At 64.8% G+C, this 17,128-nt stretch carries 14 protein-coding genes and 1 riboswitch; of the genes, 5 read left to right on the top strand and 9 right to left on the bottom strand.

Going from position 1 to position 17,128, the window contains the following annotated elements:
• Nucleotides 1-28: 28 nt before the first annotated feature.
• Together P9A16_RS06620 and P9A16_RS06615 are read right to left on the bottom strand one after the other, a co-directional pair.
• Nucleotides 29-1,618: an ABC-F family ATP-binding cassette domain-containing protein gene (locus P9A16_RS06620; RefSeq protein ID WP_024271083.1), complete on the bottom strand. Its 1,590-nt coding sequence runs from the start codon at nucleotides 1,616-1,618 to the stop codon at nucleotides 29-31.
• Between the two features lie 151 nt (nucleotides 1,619-1,769).
• A complete protein-coding gene (locus P9A16_RS06615) occupies nucleotides 1,770-2,831 on the bottom strand; it encodes a phytanoyl-CoA dioxygenase family protein (RefSeq protein ID WP_023513103.1) in 1,062 nt (353 codons plus the stop codon).
• Between the two features lie 269 nt (nucleotides 2,832-3,100).
• Here P9A16_RS06615 and P9A16_RS06610 point away from each other — a divergent pair, with 269 nt between their 5' ends.
• Nucleotides 3,101-4,210, top strand: a complete 1,110-nt coding sequence (locus tag P9A16_RS06610; protein WP_023513102.1) for a DUF2865 domain-containing protein — start codon at nucleotides 3,101-3,103, stop codon at nucleotides 4,208-4,210.
• On the opposite strand, the gene bluB is transcribed toward P9A16_RS06610, so the two are convergent.
• The 5 genes from bluB to P9A16_RS06585 form a co-directional block, all read right to left on the bottom strand.
• On the bottom strand, nucleotides 4,203-4,895 hold the full coding sequence (bluB, locus tag P9A16_RS06605; protein ID WP_023513101.1) for a 5,6-dimethylbenzimidazole synthase: 693 nt from the start codon (nucleotides 4,893-4,895) through the stop codon (nucleotides 4,203-4,205). The two genes, P9A16_RS06610 and bluB, sit on opposite strands and share 8 nt — an antisense overlap.
• Before the next feature lie 46 nt (nucleotides 4,896-4,941).
• Nucleotides 4,942-5,162, bottom strand: a riboswitch (cobalamin riboswitch).
• A 56-nt stretch (nucleotides 5,163-5,218) separates the two neighbouring features.
• Nucleotides 5,219-6,037 (bottom strand): SDR family oxidoreductase, encoded by an 819-nt coding sequence (locus tag P9A16_RS06600; RefSeq protein ID WP_023513100.1) that lies wholly within the window; start codon nucleotides 6,035-6,037, stop codon nucleotides 5,219-5,221.
• A gap of 236 nt (nucleotides 6,038-6,273) precedes the next feature.
• Entirely contained in the window at nucleotides 6,274-7,785 is a 1,512-nt protein-coding gene (locus tag P9A16_RS06595; RefSeq protein ID WP_023513099.1) for a sensor domain-containing diguanylate cyclase, read from the bottom strand.
• A 98-nt stretch (nucleotides 7,786-7,883) separates the two neighbouring features.
• Nucleotides 7,884-8,240 carry an ammonium transporter gene (locus tag P9A16_RS06590; protein WP_023513098.1) on the bottom strand — a complete coding sequence of 119 codons (357 nt, stop codon included), beginning with the start codon at nucleotides 8,238-8,240 and terminating at the stop codon, nucleotides 7,884-7,886.
• A 3-nt stretch (nucleotides 8,241-8,243) separates the two neighbouring features.
• Nucleotides 8,244-9,923 (bottom strand): NAD+ synthase, encoded by a 1,680-nt coding sequence (locus P9A16_RS06585; RefSeq protein ID WP_023513097.1) that lies wholly within the window; start codon nucleotides 9,921-9,923, stop codon nucleotides 8,244-8,246.
• Nucleotides 9,924-10,237: 314 nt separating this feature from the next.
• Between P9A16_RS06585 and P9A16_RS06580 the strand changes: the two genes are divergently transcribed.
• From P9A16_RS06580 to P9A16_RS06565, 4 genes are all read left to right on the top strand, one after another.
• Nucleotides 10,238-12,166 (top strand): LTA synthase family protein, encoded by a 1,929-nt coding sequence (locus tag P9A16_RS06580; RefSeq protein WP_439605212.1) that lies wholly within the window; start codon nucleotides 10,238-10,240, stop codon nucleotides 12,164-12,166.
• A gap of 55 nt (nucleotides 12,167-12,221) precedes the next feature.
• Nucleotides 12,222-12,752, top strand: coding sequence for a DUF1003 domain-containing protein (locus tag P9A16_RS06575; protein WP_023513095.1), 531 nt, complete (start codon nucleotides 12,222-12,224; stop codon nucleotides 12,750-12,752).
• A gap of 143 nt (nucleotides 12,753-12,895) precedes the next feature.
• A complete protein-coding gene (locus P9A16_RS06570; RefSeq protein WP_024271085.1) occupies nucleotides 12,896-13,318 on the top strand; it encodes a TadE family protein in 423 nt (140 codons plus the stop codon).
• Nucleotides 13,319-13,320: 2 nt separating this feature from the next.
• Nucleotides 13,321-15,042 (top strand): pilus assembly protein TadG-related protein, encoded by a 1,722-nt coding sequence (locus P9A16_RS06565; protein ID WP_023516586.1) that lies wholly within the window; start codon nucleotides 13,321-13,323, stop codon nucleotides 15,040-15,042.
• 24 nt (nucleotides 15,043-15,066) lie between these two features.
• On the opposite strand, the gene P9A16_RS06560 is transcribed toward P9A16_RS06565, so the two are convergent.
• Both P9A16_RS06560 and P9A16_RS06555 read right to left on the bottom strand, forming a co-directional pair.
• A complete protein-coding gene (locus P9A16_RS06560; RefSeq protein ID WP_037408414.1) occupies nucleotides 15,067-15,462 on the bottom strand; it encodes a GFA family protein in 396 nt (131 codons plus the stop codon).
• Between the two features lie 123 nt (nucleotides 15,463-15,585).
• On the bottom strand, nucleotides 15,586-16,959 hold the full coding sequence (locus P9A16_RS06555; RefSeq protein ID WP_023516307.1) for a class II 3-deoxy-7-phosphoheptulonate synthase: 1,374 nt from the start codon (nucleotides 16,957-16,959) through the stop codon (nucleotides 15,586-15,588).
• Nucleotides 16,960-17,128: the final 169 nt, after the last annotated feature.

The following is a 17,128-nucleotide window of genomic DNA, read 5'->3' as shown; positions in this document are numbered from 1 at the left end:
AGGAAGGTCGGGCAAAAACCCGGCCTTCCTATCCTCCTGCAGAAAGCTCCAGCTGGCGCGTGACACCGATCGCCGTCAGAAACGCCTCGTCATGGCTGACGACGAGGAGCGCGCCGTCATAGGCGCGCAGTCCCGCCTCCACCCCCTCGATCGAATCGATATCCAGATGGTTCGTCGGCTCGTCGAGGACCAGCAGCGCCGGCGGCCGGCCCCCGCCGAGCACGCAGGCTAGTCCGGCACGCAGCAGCTGCCCGCCCGAAAGGCTGTCGGTGACCTGCAGCGCGGCATCCGCGCGGAACATGAAACGCGCCAGCGCCGCCCGGCAGGCATTTTCGCCGGAACCGGGATTGATCCGGCGAAAATTATCACGGATCGACAGGGCCGGATCGAGCAGGCTCACCTTCTGATCGAGCATGGAGGCGTCCGTAAAGAGGCGCACGCTGCCCTGCCACGGCATCAGCGCGCCGGTGACGAGCGCCAGGAAGGTCGTCTTGCCCGCGCCGTTCGGCCCCGTCACGGCCACCCGCTCCGGCCCGGTCAAGGTGAAGGAAAGGTCGCGGATGACCGGACGGTCCGGCCGGTAGCCGGCGGTGACGCCGTCCATCCGGAGCACCGTCTTGCCGGCGGCAAGATGGGTCGGCAGCACGCTGACGCTCAGCGGCTGGAGGATTTCGATGCGCTCGCGCGCTGCCGCCACCGCCTCGCCCGCCTGCGCCTGGCGGTCCTCGGCAAGCCGCGCATTGGCGCCGCCCGTCAGCTCGCTGCGCTCCTTCATCGCGCCCAGCATGATGCGCGGAATGTCGCCACGCGCTTTCTTGCGGCGGCCGGCACTGTCCTTGCGCGCCTTGCGCTCGGCAATGACCTGCATGGTGTGCGCCACCTCGGCGGCATGCCTTTCCGCATCCGCAAGGTCACGATGGGCGGCGGCGAGTTCCAGCGCCTTGCGCGCACGATAGGCGCTCCAGTTGCCGCCATAGCGGGTGGCGCCGATCGTCGTCAGCTCGACGATGGCATCCATGGTCTCCAGCAGCGCGCGGTCGTGGCTGACGACGATCGCCCCCGCCCGCCAGCCGGCGAGCAGATCGATGACCGCCTGCCGCCCATCCCGGTCGAGATTGTTCGTCGGCTCGTCGAGCAGGAGAAAATCGGGCCCGCTGAAGATGAGGGCCGCGAGCGCCGCCCGCGTGCGCTGTCCACCGGAAAGGGCGGCAAGCGGCGTCTCCGCCTCCGCCTCCAGCCCGACGCGGGCGAGCGCGGCGGCAAGCCGCGCCTCCAGCGTCCAGTCCGCATCGGCAAGGGCCTCGGCGTCCGCCTCCCCGCGCGCCGCGCGGGAAAGCAGGTCGAGCGCCTCGACGATGCCGAACAGGCTGGCAACGGTTTCCTGCGGGTTGACCTGCACGCTCTGGCGCAGCAGCCCGACCGTGCCGTTCACGGCGACGGTGCCGGCCTGCGGCGTGAGCGCACCGGTGACGAGCTTCAGCAGCGTCGTCTTGCCGACGCCATTGCGGCCGACGAGGCCGGCGCGCTCGGCGCCGAAGGTCAGGTCGAGATCGGAAAGGAGGGCGTGGCCGTCAGGCGTGGACCACCGGATTTTGGAAAGGGTGATGGAATGCGGCATGAATAGAGATTTCCCCGAGGACAAAACGAAGTCGGTTTGTGGTCGGGTTGAAATCCATGGTGCACCATCCGGTCGGCATTGCGTTGCCGGAAATCTAGGGTCGAACCGGCCGCCTTGCAAGGGTGCGGCCGGTTCGTCCGTTTTTTTAGGCTCAGGCCGAGGGCTGCTTCAGCCGCTTCGACCATTCGTCGGCCTTGCCCTGGCCGGCATCCTTCCAGGGCGAGCCCTTGAGGCCGAGCTTCGCACGAAACCCCATGGCCGAGATGATCAGGCGGTTCATACCGGAGGCGATGAAGGGCAGCGAGGCGATGTGCAGACCGGTAAACGGCAGGAAGGGATTGCGGCGCAGCGAGCCGTAGATCTCGATGCGCGTCGTCGTCTTGTAGCTCGGGCTGCGGGCATGGAAGCCGTGCGTGTCGGCGACGACAAGCGTGTTCGCCTTCACCGTCATCTTGACCGGCTGGCCATAGCCCAGCGCCGTCAGCTCGTCCGGCATGATGCGCAGCGAGCCGCGGGCGGAATACTTGTTCTCGATCGCATCGGCATTCTCGCTGATGTCGCGCTCCCAGGCGAGGCGCTGCGGCGTCATCTCGTGCGAGCCGGGCACATAGGCGAACGGGCCGTCCTCCTCGCCGACATCGCGCAGGAACAGCCACGCCTTGGCCGTCGGCTGGAACGTGTCGCTGTGCAGCGCGGTCTGCGGGTCGGTCGAACCCTGCGTGATGACGGACGGCAGCGCCATCACCACCTGCACGACGAGCAGCGGCTGGCCGGCATGGGACGAGACGTAGCGCAGGAGATTGCTGACGCGCGGGTCGTTGCGCGCCGCCTTGAAGCCCGGCAGGCTTTCGAGGTCGCTGTCGTCGATGATCGCGCGGCGCGTGACGGTTTCGCCCTGCAGCATGTCGTAGCGCTCGAAATCCCGCTCGGCGATCTCGCGGGTGACCGCGGCAAACACGTCGGGCGACAGGAAGTTCTCGATCTTCACGAAACCGTTCTCGGCATATTGCCGGCGGTGATCCGGGGCGACGAGGTTTTCCAGCTTCTTGCGGCGCCAGGCCGCCATGCGCATGGCAAGCGAAACGCGCTTCTCGTGCAAGCCCTTCCGGTTCAGCCACTTGCTGCCGATGATGGGGTTGTCAGCGAAGGATTTTGCGCCGGATGCGAGCTGAAGCGCGTACCAGGGGCTGAGCAAGATGGAGGAAATCCGCATGAATACCTGCCTGCAAGGGCCGGGGTTCCGCCATAGGCGGTTGCGCCATCCGGGCGCAGACCGGCTGTTGAGTTTGTCGAGAGTGCTACACCAAGGCCCATGGGAGATCAATTGCGCGCCACGGGCAAAAAGGTGAATACGCAACTCATATTTTGTGACCGACATTAATCACAAATCCGGGAGCACGTTGCGCTTCCCCCGCCAGGGCCTATGATAGGAACTGCATATGCGGCCGGAACGCGGCCCAACCAATTCACGGGATCGATGATGTGACCGGGCGCCTTCGCCTCCTCCTTGCCATTGCAACCGGCCTGCCGCTGCTCCTGTCGGGCGGCACGGCGGCGGCGAACGTGTGCGAGCGCCTCCAGGCGGAGCTGGCCAACCTGCCCAAGGTGGTGGTCGATACGACGAGCGCACGCAAATATGCCGGCGCGATCGCCCGCCAGAACATTCAGCTGCGCAAGGCCAGGAGTGACCAGCGCCGCCTTGGCTGCTCGGGCGGCAGCATCATCGTGGTCGGCGGGGCGAATGCCGAAGCTTGCGACACGCTCTCAAGCGTCATCGGCAAGATGGAGCGCAACCTTGAAATCCTCGACAAGAAGCGCCGCGAATTTGCCGGCGGCACCTCGTCGCAGGGCAAGCGCAGCCGTCTCACCGCCCTCCTGGCGAGCAACGGCTGCGGCGACGAGGCGAAGGTCATGCCGATCGCGGCGACCGAGACGCTGCGCACGCTCGATGAAAAGCGCACCCTGCCCCTCGGCACCGCGCCCGACGGCAGCGAGCGCCTGCAACTGCGCTCGCTCGGCGGCAGCAACGGCCATGGCAACCTGCGCACCGTCTGCGTGCGCACCTGCGACGGCGGATTCTTCCCGATCTCGTCGGGCGCGACGCCGCTCGACTTCCGGCGCGACCAGAAGGTCTGCGCCATGATGTGCCCGGAAACCGAGACCGAACTGTTCTACCAGTCGATGACCAGCGGCCAGGAAACCGAGCAGATGACCTCCACGGTCACGGGCCGCCCCTATTACGAAATGCCGAACGCCTTCTCCTACCGCACGCGCGACCTTTCCAAGCCCGGCGCCTGCGGCTGCAACCTCTCGGCCTACTATCAGGAGATGATCAAGCGCGAGAAGGCGCTGAAGGGCGACGACGCCGAGACCGCGCGCGCCGGCACCGCCGACGATTCCGACAGCGGCTCGATCACCACCATTCGCACCCTGCCGAAGAAGGAAGAGACCCCGGTCAAGGTGCCGGCGAAGGTCGAGGAGCGCGACTACGACCCGGCCAGCAGCAAGGTGCGCACGGTCGGCCCGGTCTTCCTGCCGGCCAACGAATCCGCCATCGACCTCGGCCGCCCGGTGGATGCCGGCGTCAACTGACGCCTTCCTCCGGCCAGCGTTCCTCGAACACCAGGTCTTCCAGCGGCAGGCGTTGCCGCCAGCCCTTCACCGCCAGCTCCGGCTCGCCGTAGAGCCGGTCGACGAAGCCGACGCACAGCCAGGCGACGATCTCGACATGACCGGGTATGCCGAGGATCGAACGGATATCGCTGTCGTGGAAGATGCTGACCCAGCCGACGCCAACGCCTTCCGCCCGCGCCGCGAGCCACAGATTCTGCACGGCGCAGACCGTGGAATAGACGTCCATTCGCGGGTTGTGCGTGCGACCGAGAACCACGCTGCCGCCGCGGGTCGGATCGCAGGTCACGCAGATCGACAGCGGCGCCTTCAGGATACCCTCCAGCTTCAGCGCACGATACTGCGCCTGACGCTCTCCTTCGAACATCGCCGCCGCCTCGGCATTGGCTTTCAGGAAGGCCGCATGCACCGCCTGACGGGTCGCCGCGCTGCGCACCAACAGGAAGTTCCACGGCTGCATGAAACCGACGGACGGGGCATTGTGGGCGGCCTGCAGCAGGCGGCCGACGAGGTCGTCCGGCAGGGGATCGGTCAGGAACTGGTCGCGCACGTCGCGGCGCGTTTCGATGGCACGGTAGACGGCTTGCTTTTCCTCGCGGGAAAAGGCGCCCGCCCGGACCAGAGGGTCCAAGGGTTCGCTTCGCATCGTCATCTCCCCAACAATGCGTCACAACCTGCCGCCGTCCGCGCGGTTCGGTCTATCGTGCCAGGCCGGTCTTCTGACTTCGGGTCACGCGGCAGGCACCTGCCTTCCCGGTTGAACAACCAGTGGCAAAAGCCTGAATCGATTCAAGCTTTTACGGTGCAAACCATCCCCGTCACAGCGTTGGGCACGTTCCGGACCTGGGTTTATCACCCGCACCGGATTCCCGATTCTCCCGCCGGAGCGGGCACCTGACGCGAAGGATATGCGCATGGCTTGCGGGCACGATCAAGCCCGCCTGCGCCATGCACCGCCGTGCCTGCGCCTCAGAGCGGCGCATCCGGATGGGGCGAGCCGTCATAGGCACCCCAGATAGACTGGTCGAAGCAGATCACCGAGCCCGTCATCAGGCCGGATTCCGGCGAGGAGAGATAGGCGCAGGCCCGCGCCACCTCGGCCGGATCGACGAGCCGCCCGAAGGGCTGGCTTGCCGCCGCTTTCGCCAGCCAGTCGTCGGCCGCGCCATGGAATTCGCGCTGGATGCGATCCTCTCCCTCCGAGGCCATCCAGCCGATGTTGAGGCCGTTGACACGGATGCGGTTGCGCAGAACGGCATAGGCCGTGTTCTTGGTCAGCGTCTCGAGCGCGCCCTTGGAGGCACAATAGGCGGCGATGAAGGGCTGGCCGGCCTTGGCCGACATCGAACCGATATTGACGATGGTGCCCTCGGTCTTCTCGCGCCGCATCACCGTGATCGCCTCCTGCATGAGGAAGAACGGCGCGCGTACGTTGACCGCGAACATGCGGTCGAACAGCTCCGGGCTCGTATCGAGGATCGTGCCGCGGTCGGTGATGGCGGCGGCGTTGACCAGCGCGTCCACACGGCCGAAGGCCGCGTCGCAGGCGGCAATGACCGCGCGCGCATCCTCGACCACAGCGAGATCGGCCTTCACATAGAGTGTCGCAACACCCGTCGCGCCGGAAATCTCCTTGGCCTTCGCCTCGCCCTTGGCGGCATTGCGACCGCAGATGACGAGACCCGCCGCACCCCGCTCGGCAAAGAGCCGGGCGATCGTCGCCCCCAGCCCCTGCGTTCCTCCCGTGACGACGGCGATCTTGCCGTCGAGCCGCGCACCTTCACTCATGCCATGCCTCCCTTGCAGACCGGCCGATGCTGGCTCGCGAACAACGAGAAGCCGATCGACACATGATTCATTTCCGCAAGCAAATCCCCTATCGGGCTGTTTCTCAAGCCATTTCCGGAGACAGAGACCGACCGGACACGACTATCTTCAGACAGGGCCGGCGCCTGCTGCGGTGCATCCTGGCGGAAACCCCATGGAAACAAGGCGGTAGGCGCTTCAGTGCGCAGGGCGACTGGTCAGGCCGCGCGTACCGCACCGGCTTCGGCAATCGCGTCGCCAGCCATGTCGCCGACATGAACGGCTCGGTTGCGACCGGCATTCTTGGCCGCATAGAGCGCCGCATCCGCCATCACCATCACGTCGTGCAGGCTACCGCCATGGTCCGGGAACTGGGCAATGCCCGCGCTGCCGCCGATGACCAGAAGCTGCCCGTCATGGGCGATCGGTATTTGCGCATCCCGGACAAGGCCCTCAGCAAGCTCGAGGAGCATCTCGCGGCTGGAGACACCGCCAAGGAGCACGGAAAACTCATCGCCGCCGAGGCGGGCGACCGTGCCGAGCGGGCCGATACGCTCGGAAAAGCGGCGTGCGACAGCCTGCAGCACCGCATCGCCAGCTGCATGGCCGTACCGGTCGTTGACGGCCTTGAACCGGTCGAGGTCGAGAGCGACGATCGAGAAGGGCTGGCTCTCGCCCTTGCGGATGGCATGGCGCACCTCTTCGTCGAAACCGCTGCGGTTCTTCAGCCCCGTCAGCGGATCGTGCTGGGCAAGGAAAGCGTTCTGCGCCTCGCTGCGCTGCAGTGCCTTGACCAGTGCAGAGAAGCGCAGCGTGACAAACAGCATGACGCCGGCAAAGACCAGCACGAACATCGCGATCTGCGGCAGTGCCGATTTCCAGACGAACAGGCCGGGCATGTTCGGCCGCCAGGAGGCGACCATCGGATTGTAGGTATCGGCACCGACCGGCGTCATCACCAGCCCCGGCTCCTGCGTCACGATGGGCGTGAAGCCGAGGTCGCGCAAACCGAGCCGCCGCTCGGTATTGGCCAGCATCTTCTGCGAAACCGGCTTGACGGTGATCAGCAGCGTCGGCTGCATCCGGCTTGCGGGAATGTAGAGCGACTTCGGGATAACTGCCTGCACGACGACGATGCTCATGACACGGTCGATGAGGCGCATGCCGGAGACGTGGATTTCCGGCAGCGCCGGCGTCAGCAGGTCGGGGTCCTCCTTGGCGCCCTGGACCTGCCATCCGCCACGGTCGGGCGACAGCGCCTCGCGGTAGGCGCGCTCGGCCTTGAGCGTCAGGTCGCTCACCCAATGCAGCTTCTCGCGCGCCTTGCTTTCGGAAACCGTCTCGCCGCGATGCACGCCGAGCACCTTTTCCCCGTCCGGCGTGGTGAAGATCATCCAGGAAAAGCCGAAGTCGGCCCACATCCAGTCGCGCAGCTGATCCTTGACGAAGGCATCACCCGGCATGCCGTCCTTCAGTTCGTTGAAGGTCTTGTCCCAGAAGGACAACTGGCTCTGGTACTGCACCACCTGGTCGATCTGATGGCCGAATTCGTTGCGCACCAGCGTGCGCTCGGTCTCGGCGGCAAAACTGTCGGCCCGCTCGATGGCATAGTCCAGCACGAGATAGTTCGCGGCGCCGAACAGGACGACGATCATCACCGCCGCCATCCGGATCGCCAGACCAACCCCGCGTCGCCGCTTTGCGCGGCCCACCTGCGCCTTGCCTGTCATCGTTTCCCTGCCTGTCCCCTGCCGGTTTTTCCGGCTTATGGGACGAAGGCTAAATGACAGACGGCAAAATTCGCTTAAATGAGCTGGTGAGCGAAAGCTTAACTTCCGCCAGCCGGACCCGGAAAACCTGACGCTCCATCCTGCCGCGTCTCCTCCTCCGCCGAGAGCTTCCGGCAGATAGACTGCATCAGCACAAGATTGCGCTGGTCGCGCCAGGTGGTGACGACACCCCAGACGAGGAGCAGCAGGATGGCAAGGAAGGCAACGCCGAGAATGACGAGGCTGCCGGTTGCAAGGCCGTAGAAGCCGAAAACCGCCGGCGTAGCGAAATAAGCAATCTGCGCCGAAAGCTGCCGCCCGGCCGAAAGATCACTGAGTGACCACAGACGGATCAGCCGGACTTCCTCCTCGGTGAAGGCCGGGCGCATGCCCGGCTTGTCGGCGGGATCGCCCACGCCCTACCCCCGGTCGCGATAGCGATTGGTGATCGGATAGCGCCGGTCTCGGCCGAAATTCTTCTTGGTGATCTTCACGCCCGGCGCGGACTGGCGGCGCTTGTACTCGGCGATGTAGAGCAGGTGCTCGACGCGGTGCACGGTCGCCGCGTCATGCCCGCGGGCGACGATCTCCTCGGTGCTCATCTCGCGCTCCACCAGGCATTCGAGGATGTCGTCGAGCACCGGATAGGGCGGCAGCGAATCCTGGTCGGTCTGGTTGGGACGCAGCTCCGCCGACGGCGCCTTGTCGATGATGTTCTGCGGGATCACCTCGCCCGTCGGCCCAAGCGCGCCTGGCGGCACATGCGCGTTGCGCCAGCGCGAGATCGCATAGACCTGCATCTTGTAGAGGTCCTTGATCGGATTGAAGCCGCCGTTCATGTCGCCGTAGAGCGTCGCATAGCCGACCGACATTTCCGACTTGTTGCCGGTCGTCACGACCATCGAGCCGAACTTGTTGGACACCGCCATGAGAATGGTGCCGCGTGCGCGGCTCTGGAGGTTTTCCTCCGTAATGCCTTCCTCCGTGCCTTCGAAAAGCTCCGAAAGCGAGGAGAGGAAGCCGGTGACCGGGGCCTCGATCGGCACGATGTCATAGCGGCAGCCGAGCAGCCGGGCGCAATCGGCCGCATCCTTCAGCGAATCCTTCGACGTGTAGCGGTAGGGCATCATGATGCAGCGCACCCGCTCCTCGCCGAGCGCATCGACGGCAATCGCCGCGCAGATTGCCGAATCGATGCCGCCGGACAGGCCGAGCACGACGTTCTTGAAGCCGTTCTTGTTGACGTAATCGCGGAAGCCGAGCAGGCAGGCCCGGTAGTCGGCCTCCTCCTTCTCGGGAATGCGCGACGCCGGCCCACCGTCGCAAACCCAGCCGTCCGCCCGCTTCTTCCAGGTGGTGAGCGCGATCGTCTCCTCGAACTGGCTCATCTGGAAGGCGAGCGATTTGTCCGCATTGAAGGCGAAGCTGGCGCCGTCGAAGACCAGTTCGTCCTGTCCGCCGAGCTGGTTGGCATAGAGCAGCGGCAGGCCGGTCTCGATGACCTGCTTCAGGACGACCTGGTGGCGGATGTCGACCTTGCCGCGATAATAGGGGGAGCCGTTCGGCGACAGCAGGATTTCCGCGCCGCTCTCGGCCAGCGTCTCGCAGACGCCGAGATCGCCCCAGATGTCCTCGCAGATCGGGATGCCGAGACGCACGCCGCGGAAATTGACGGGACCGGGCATCGCGCCCTGGTCGAAGACGCGCTTCTCGTCGAACTCGCCGTAGTTCGGCAGGTCCACCTTGTCGCGCACCGCGATCACCTTGCCGTCGTCGATGACGGCGACCGCATTGTAGCGCCCGGTTTCGTCCTGCCTCGGAAAGCCGATGATGACGCCGGGGCCGCCCTTGGCGGTATCGGCCGCCAGATCGTCGACCGCGCGCCGGCAGGCTTTCAGGAAGGCCGGCTTCAGCACGAGGTCTTCCGGCGGATAGCCGGAGATGAAGAGTTCGGTCAGCAGCAGCAGATCGGCGCCCTGCCGGGCGGCGTCCTCACGGGCGGCGCGCGCCTTGGCAAGGTTGCCGGCGACGTCGCCGACTACAGGGTTCAATTGCGCAACCGCGATGCGCAGCGTCGCCCTGCCTTGATCGGAGGTCATGTCTTGATCGGAAGTCATGTCTGCGGACCCATCTCTTGCTGGTGTCCGAGCCTGCGGCCGCGCGTCGCTGTCGCCCTCTCGAACGGTCGACAAGCTCTTTAGAGCATGGCGGACGTTTTGGGAATGAAGCGCGGAGCGTTTGCCGGACCTTTCGGCGCAAGAGCCCGGTTTTCAACGGGTCCGCAGCGCCATGGCGGGCCTGCAACAGACGGAACCAAAGCGGGGGACGAACGTTGCAGAAACCGTTCATCTCCTGTTCAAGATGACGTCCGTATGACAGATACACGAAACTTTCATGAAATCTGGAGACGGCCTTGGCCCTGTTCACCTCCGCAGCCGTGGCAATCAATGCAACCGAAGAACGCGCCGTCGAGGCCGGCTTCTTCGCGCGCCATGCCAAGACGCTTGCCGTCCTGCGTTCCCTTGCCGTTTCCGCCCTTCTTGCGCTCCTCACCGTCGTCGTCGTCGAATGGATCACGCGCGGCGCGCTCGATCAGGTGCGCCTCTATTTAACCAATCTCGAACAGCCTGCCTGGACGACGACGGGCGTCTTCTTCCTGCTCTACCTCGCCGTCGACGCGCTGATCGGCCGCCAGCACAAGGCTGTCCTGCTCGTCTCGCCGCTCGTCGTGCTGATGGGCGTCATTTCCCAGCAGAAGCAGGTCTTCCTCACCGATCCGCTCTACCCGACGGACCTGCTGTTCGGCCGGCAGATCCTGGAACTCATGCCCGTGCTCGTGCAGGACCGGCCGTGGACGGCCGCTCTCCTCGCCGTCGCCGTTCTCGCCTCCGTCGCCGGCCTCATCAGCCTGTGGGTCTTCGCCTGGCGCCGTTTCCGGCCGCTGACGAAGAGGGAACGCCTGACGCGGCTTGCCGTCGCGCTACCGCTTCTCGCCGGCTTCGTCTCCATCATGGACTATAACGAGTTCTCCTGGGTCCGCGACCGGTTGAAAGTCTTCCCGATCATGTGGGACCAGGCGGAGAACTATCGCCACAACGGTTTCGTCATGGCCTTTGCCATCAACCTGCCGATGGCAAACGTCCAGGCGCCCGCCGGCTACATGACCGAGGCGATCGACAAGATCCCCTCCAAGCCGCTGCCGGCCGGTACCACGCACCGTTCGAAGCCCGACGTGATCGTCGTCATGAGTGAATCGCTGTGGGATCCGGCACGCATCGAGAGCGTGAAGCTTTCGGCCGACCCGATGCCCGTCATCCGCGAAAGCCAGGGCGGCAACGTCTTCTCGCCGGAATTCGGCGGCCTCACCGCCAATGTCGAGTTCGAGGCACTGACCGGCTTCTCCAACGCCTTCCTGCCGACGGGCTCGATCCCCTACCAGCAATATGTGCGCAAGCCGATCCCCTCGCTTGCCACCTTCTTCCGGGCGGAAGGCTACACGGCGCGCGCCATCCATCCGTTCTCCGGCTGGTTCTGGAACCGCAACAGCGTCTACAAGGCGTTCGGCTTCGAGACCTTCAAGGACGTCGACAAGATGCCGCCGCTCGCCAAGCGTGGCAACTTCACCTCGGACGAGGCGCTGACCAAGGAGATCATCCGTCAGGCGGACCTGCAGGAAGATCCCTTCTTCTTCTTCACCGTCACGCTGCAGGGCCACGGCCCCTATGACGACGGCCGCTACGCCAAGACCGACATCAAGGTCGACGGCAAGCTCGATGCCCGCGACAACCGCATGCTCGCAAGCTACGCGCAGGGCGTGAAGGAAGCCGACAACAGCCTGAAGATGCTGATGGACTGGGCCAAGGACCGCGACCGCGAGACGATCATCGTCGTCTTCGGCGACCACCTGCCGCCGCTCAACACCGTCTACCAGAACTCCGGCTACATGAAGGGCATCACCGCTTCACGCAAGGGTTCGCCCGAGGTGATGAAGAAGGAACACGAGACCCCGCTCGTCATCTGGTCGAACAAGACGGGTGCGGAAAAGGAAATCGGCACGATCAGCCCGGCGTTCCTGTCCTACTACATCCTCAAGGAAGCCGGCTTCGAGCATCCCTACTACACCGGGTTCCTCGGCGCGGTGCACGAGAAGCTGCGCGTCATCGACCGCTACATGCTGATCGACGCCAAGGGCAACGGTACGGGCGGCTGGGCGCGCAAGAAGACGATCGACCCGCTGGTGCGTGACTTCCGCTTCCTGCAGCACGACATCATGTTCGGCAAGCAGTACGGCCTCGAGCGCTTCTTCAACTCCCATGCGGAACTGATGGCCGCAGGCTACTGATTTCCCAGAAAAGAACGTTAGGTTAGGGCTCCGATTCCCACAACGGAGCCCGGCCATGAGACCCTTCGACGACGCCGCCCAGATCCTCTTCGGCAAAGCCTCCAGCGAACTCGACGATACCGAGCGCGAGGTCCTTCTCCATTCCCGCGAGGGTCGCATCCTTTCAGAGGATCGCAACGACGCCTATGACGCAAAACAGTCTGTCGGCGAGCGGGTCGCAGACGCCATCGCCCGCGTCGGCGGCTCGTGGGCCTTCATCATCACCTTCCTCGGCTTCCTCGTTGTCTGGACGATCGTCAACACGATCGTGCTGACGCGTGAAGCCTTCGATCCCTACCCCTTCATCTTCCTCAACCTCGTGCTCTCCATGCTCGCCGCCCTTCAGGCGCCGATCATCATGATGTCGCAGAACCGGCAGGCCGCCCGCGACCGCTTCGAGGCCTCGAAGGATTACGAGGTCAACCTGAAGGCCGAGATCGAACTGATGGCACTGCACCACAAGATCGACACCCACTTCATCAGCGAGATCGCTGCGTTGAAACTGGAGGTTCTGCGCTTGCACGAGGTGCTGCGGCAGAGGGAGTGACAATCGTCCACAACCTATCTGAGTTACAATTTTAGCTAATTCAATTAATAGGAGAAAATTAACACACAGGGCGCACGATATAGGTGCATTCCACCAGAATGCGCGAATACCTTGTCAGCGGACAATCCCAAGGAGGAGATGTCATGCACACGCTGTCTAACCTGGTAAAGGATCGATTCGGTACTTCGGCTCTGGAATTCGCGATCATTGCGCCCCTGTTCTTCCTTGTGCTCTTTACGCTCATCGCCTACGGCGTCTATCTCAGCGTAACCCATGCGGTACAGCAGGTCGCAGCAGACGCGGCCCGCACGGCGGTTGCCGGCCTCAACCAGACCGAGCGCATCACGCTCGTCAACCGCTACCTCGATACGTCCCACTTCGACTACGCCTTCCTCAATCGTGCAAAGATGCAGGTCGTCGTTACCGACGATCCGGCCAACCCGGAGCAATTCACCGTCACGATCACCTACAACTCCGAGGATCTGCCGATCTGGAACCTCTTCACCTTCGCCCTGCCCAGCCAGAAGATTAAACGCTACTCCACCGTCCGTGTCGGAGGAATGTGACCATGAAACGCTCTCGCACCTTGCTTTCCGACCGCGACGGCAACATTGGCACGCTTGCCGCCATCAGCCTGCCGCTGCTGATCTTCTCGCTCGCCCTCGGCGTCGACTACGGCTACCTCACCGTGCAGCAGCGCGAGTTGCAGACCGCCGCCGACCTTGCTGCCATTGCCGCCGCCTCCAATGTCAACGACGCGGAGAAATCCGCCGCCAGCTACTTTGCGCTCAACAACCTCCCTGTCGCCGTGACGGGCAAGGACGGCGCCACCATCCCGGCCGTCGTCACCACCTTCAACTCCAAGGCGACGCCGGCAACGGCTGTCGTCGAGCGTGGTCGCTACACGGCCGATCCCGACATCGCCCCGGCGGAGCGCTTCAAGGCGGCGAGCGCCGATGCGGACGCCGCACGGGTGACGATGACCCGCTCGTCGGATCTCTTCGTCGCAACGCTCTTCACCCCCAAGTCCCCGCTGCTCTCGGCAACCGGCTCGGCCGCCCGCTCCAAGACGGCGGCCTTTTCCATCGGAACACGCCTTGCCAGCCTCAATGACGGAATCCTGAACGCGGTGCTCGGCCAGTTGCTCGGCACCAACCTCTCCCTCAATGTCATGGACTACCGGGCGCTGGTCGATACCGACATCTCCGTCAACCCTTTCCTGAAGGCCGTCGCGACGCACCTCAACCTGACGGCAGGCACCTATGAGGACGTGCTGAACGCCGGCATCACCATGCCGCAGCTCCTCGCCTCGATGCGCGCCGTCGAGGGCCTGTCCGGCCCCGTGCGCTCCGCATTGCGGCTCGTCGAGCAGGCAACGGCCGGCAGCAAGGTGAAGCTGCCGCTGTCCCGCATTCTCAATCTCGACCCGAAGAAGGGCCTAGCGATTGCCACCGGCGGCGACTGGAAGATGTCGATCAACGCCCTGCAGATGATCACATCGGCCGCAGCGCTCGCCAACGGCAAGAACCAGGTGGCGCTCGACGTCGGCGCCGTCGTGCCCGGCCTTGCCGCGGTCAAGGTGACCCTCGCCATTGGCGAACCGCCGGTGGAAACGCCCTCGCACCGTCTCGGTGCACCGGGCACCGCCGTGCGCAGCGCCCAGACGCGGCTTGCCGTGGAAGTCTCCGTCGATGGCCTCGCCGCGCTTGCCGGCCTGCGCATCAAGCTGCCGCTCTATGTCGAGGTCGCGGCCTCGGAGGCAAAGCTCTCCGATATCCGCTGCCTCGGCGGCTCGCCGACGAATGCCAATGTGGTGGTCGATGCGGTGCCTGGCGTCGCGGAGGTAGCCATCGGCAAGGTCAATCCGTCCGTGCTCTCGGACTTCTCGGACGACGCACGGGTGGAAAAGGCTCGCATCGTCGATTCCGCCCTCCTCAGCATCGACGCGATCGCCCATACCGAAGTGAAGAACCTCGGCAGGACCCGCCTCACCTACACGCCGACGGAAGTCGCCGCCGGCACGACGAAATCCGTCTCGACGCGGGACACGCTCACCTCGGCCGTGCGCACCCTCTTCGGCAATCTCGACGTCGACATCAACATCAAGCTGCTCGGCCTGCCGATCGGCATTCCCGGCATCGCCGCGGCACTCGGCAGCACGCTCGGTGCCGTGACGCCCGCCATCGACGAACTGCTCTACAACCTCCTGATCCTCGCCGGCGTCCGGGTCGGCGAGGCGGACATCCGCGTGACCGGCGTCAGCTGCCAGCGGCCGGCGCTGGTGCAGTAGACCGGACGGTGCGCCGCCGCTGCCTCAGCGCGTCTGGGGCAGTTGCGGCGCACCGTCGTTGATTTCGTAGTAGTCGCCCTTGTCGGTACAGAAGATGTGCACGCCCATCTCGAGCCCGGTCGGCAGGTCGAAGGCACCGGCCATGACCGATATGTGATCGGCCGTATCGCCCTTCCAGAATAGCGCCGAGCCGCAGATGCGGCAGAAGCCGCGCCCGGCAGTCGCGCTCGCCCGGTACCACGTGATGTTCTCTTCCCCTTCGATCGTCAGCGCGTCGTTGCGCACGTCGGTAGCGGCGTAGAAGTGGCCCGTCTGCCGCCGGCACTGGCTGCAATGACACGCAACCACCTTGCCGAGCGCGCCACGGGTGCGAAAGCGCACCGCGCCGCACAGACAATGCCCCGTATGTTCCTCACTCATGCCTTCCCCCCAAACGGAAACCGGGCCAGCTTTTCCAGCTGGCCCGGTCCTGTCAATTTCACATTCCTGAATGCTTGCATCAGTTCCGCTAATCTACGGAACCAAAGCATGAACGAATGGCGATCAACCGTTCACAACCATGCGTTTTTCATCGCGGCCGCCCTTCATGCGCTCGGCAAGAAGGAAGGCGAGCTCCAGCGCCTGGTCGGCATTGAGGCGCGGATCGCAATGCGTGTGGTAGCGGTCGGCGAGGTCATCGCCCGACAGCGCCCGGGCGCCACCCGTGCATTCCGTCACATCGTTGCCGGTCATCTCGATATGGATGCCGCCTGGATGCGTGCCTTCCGCGCGGTGGATCTGGAAGAAGCTTTCGACTTCCGACAGGATCCGCTCGAACGGACGGGTCTTGTAGTTGTTGAGCGTGATCGTGTTGCCATGCATCGGATCGCAGGACCAGACGACCTTCTTGCCTTCCCGCTCGACGGCGCGGATGAGCTTCGGAAGGTTGTCGGCGACCTTGTCGTGGCCGAAGCGGCAGATCAGCGTCAGGCGGCCAGCCTCGTTCGCCGGGTTCAGGAGGTCGGTCAGCTCCAGAAGGCCGTCGGCGGTCAGCGACGGGCCGCACTTGAGGCCGAGCGGGTTCTTGATGCCGCGGCAATATTCGATATGCGCATGGTCGGCCTGGCGCGTGCGGTCGCCGATCCAGATCATATGGCCGGATGTCGCGTACCAGTCGCCCGAGGTGGAATCGACACGGGTCAACGCCTGCTCGTAGCCGAGCAACAGCGCCTCATGGCTGGTGAAGAAATCGGTCTCGCGCAGGCCCGGATGGTTTTCCGCGCTGATGCCGATCGCCTTCATGAAATCCATGGTCTCGGAAATCCGGTCGGCGAGCTTGCGGTAGCGCTCGGCCTGCGGTGAATCCTTGACGAAGCCGAGCATCCACTGGTGCACGTTCTCGAGGTTGGCGTAGCCGCCCATCGCGAAGGCGCGCAGCAGGTTGAGCGTGGCGGCAGACTGGCGGTAGGCCATGATCTGGCGTTCCGGGCTCGGCACGCGCGCCTCTTCCGTGAACTCGATGCCATTGATGATGTCGCCGCGGTAGGACGGCAGCGTCACGTCGCCCTGCTTCTCGATGCCCGAGGAGCGCGGCTTGGCGAACTGGCCGGCAATGCGCCCGACCTTGACCACCGGCTGCTGGGCGCCGAACGTCAGCACCACGGCCATCTGGAGGAAGGCGCGGAAGAAGTCACGGATCGTGTCGGCGCCGTGCTCGGCGAAGCTTTCGGCACAGTCGCCGCCCTGCAGCAGGAAGCCCTTGCCCTCGGCCACATTCGCAAGCGAGGCCTTCAGGCGCCGTGCTTCGCCGGCGAAGACCAGCGGCGGAAACTTCGAAAGGCGCTCTTCGGTCGCCGCCAATGCGGCGAGATCGGGATAGTCCGGAACCTGCTGGATGGGCTTGTGCCGCCAGCTACTCGGGGTCCAATTCTCTGCCATGATACTCACCTGTCCTGATGCGCCCAAGAAAGCCCGGGGCGCCACGTCCGTTTGAAGATGCGGGCTTATAAACCGTTAGATGGGTCTTGCATAGCCGCAGTTCCAGCCGCATCGACGCATTTGCAACGGTTGCGGCCCCGCTCCTGGACAGGCAATAAAACACCGCAAG

This window comes from Shinella sp. 838, from assembly GCF_029623935.1.
Lineage (GTDB): Bacteria > Pseudomonadota > Alphaproteobacteria > Rhizobiales > Rhizobiaceae > Shinella.
Note: the sequence above shows the minus strand (reverse complement) of the source record. Positions and strands in the feature narration are given on the sequence as shown.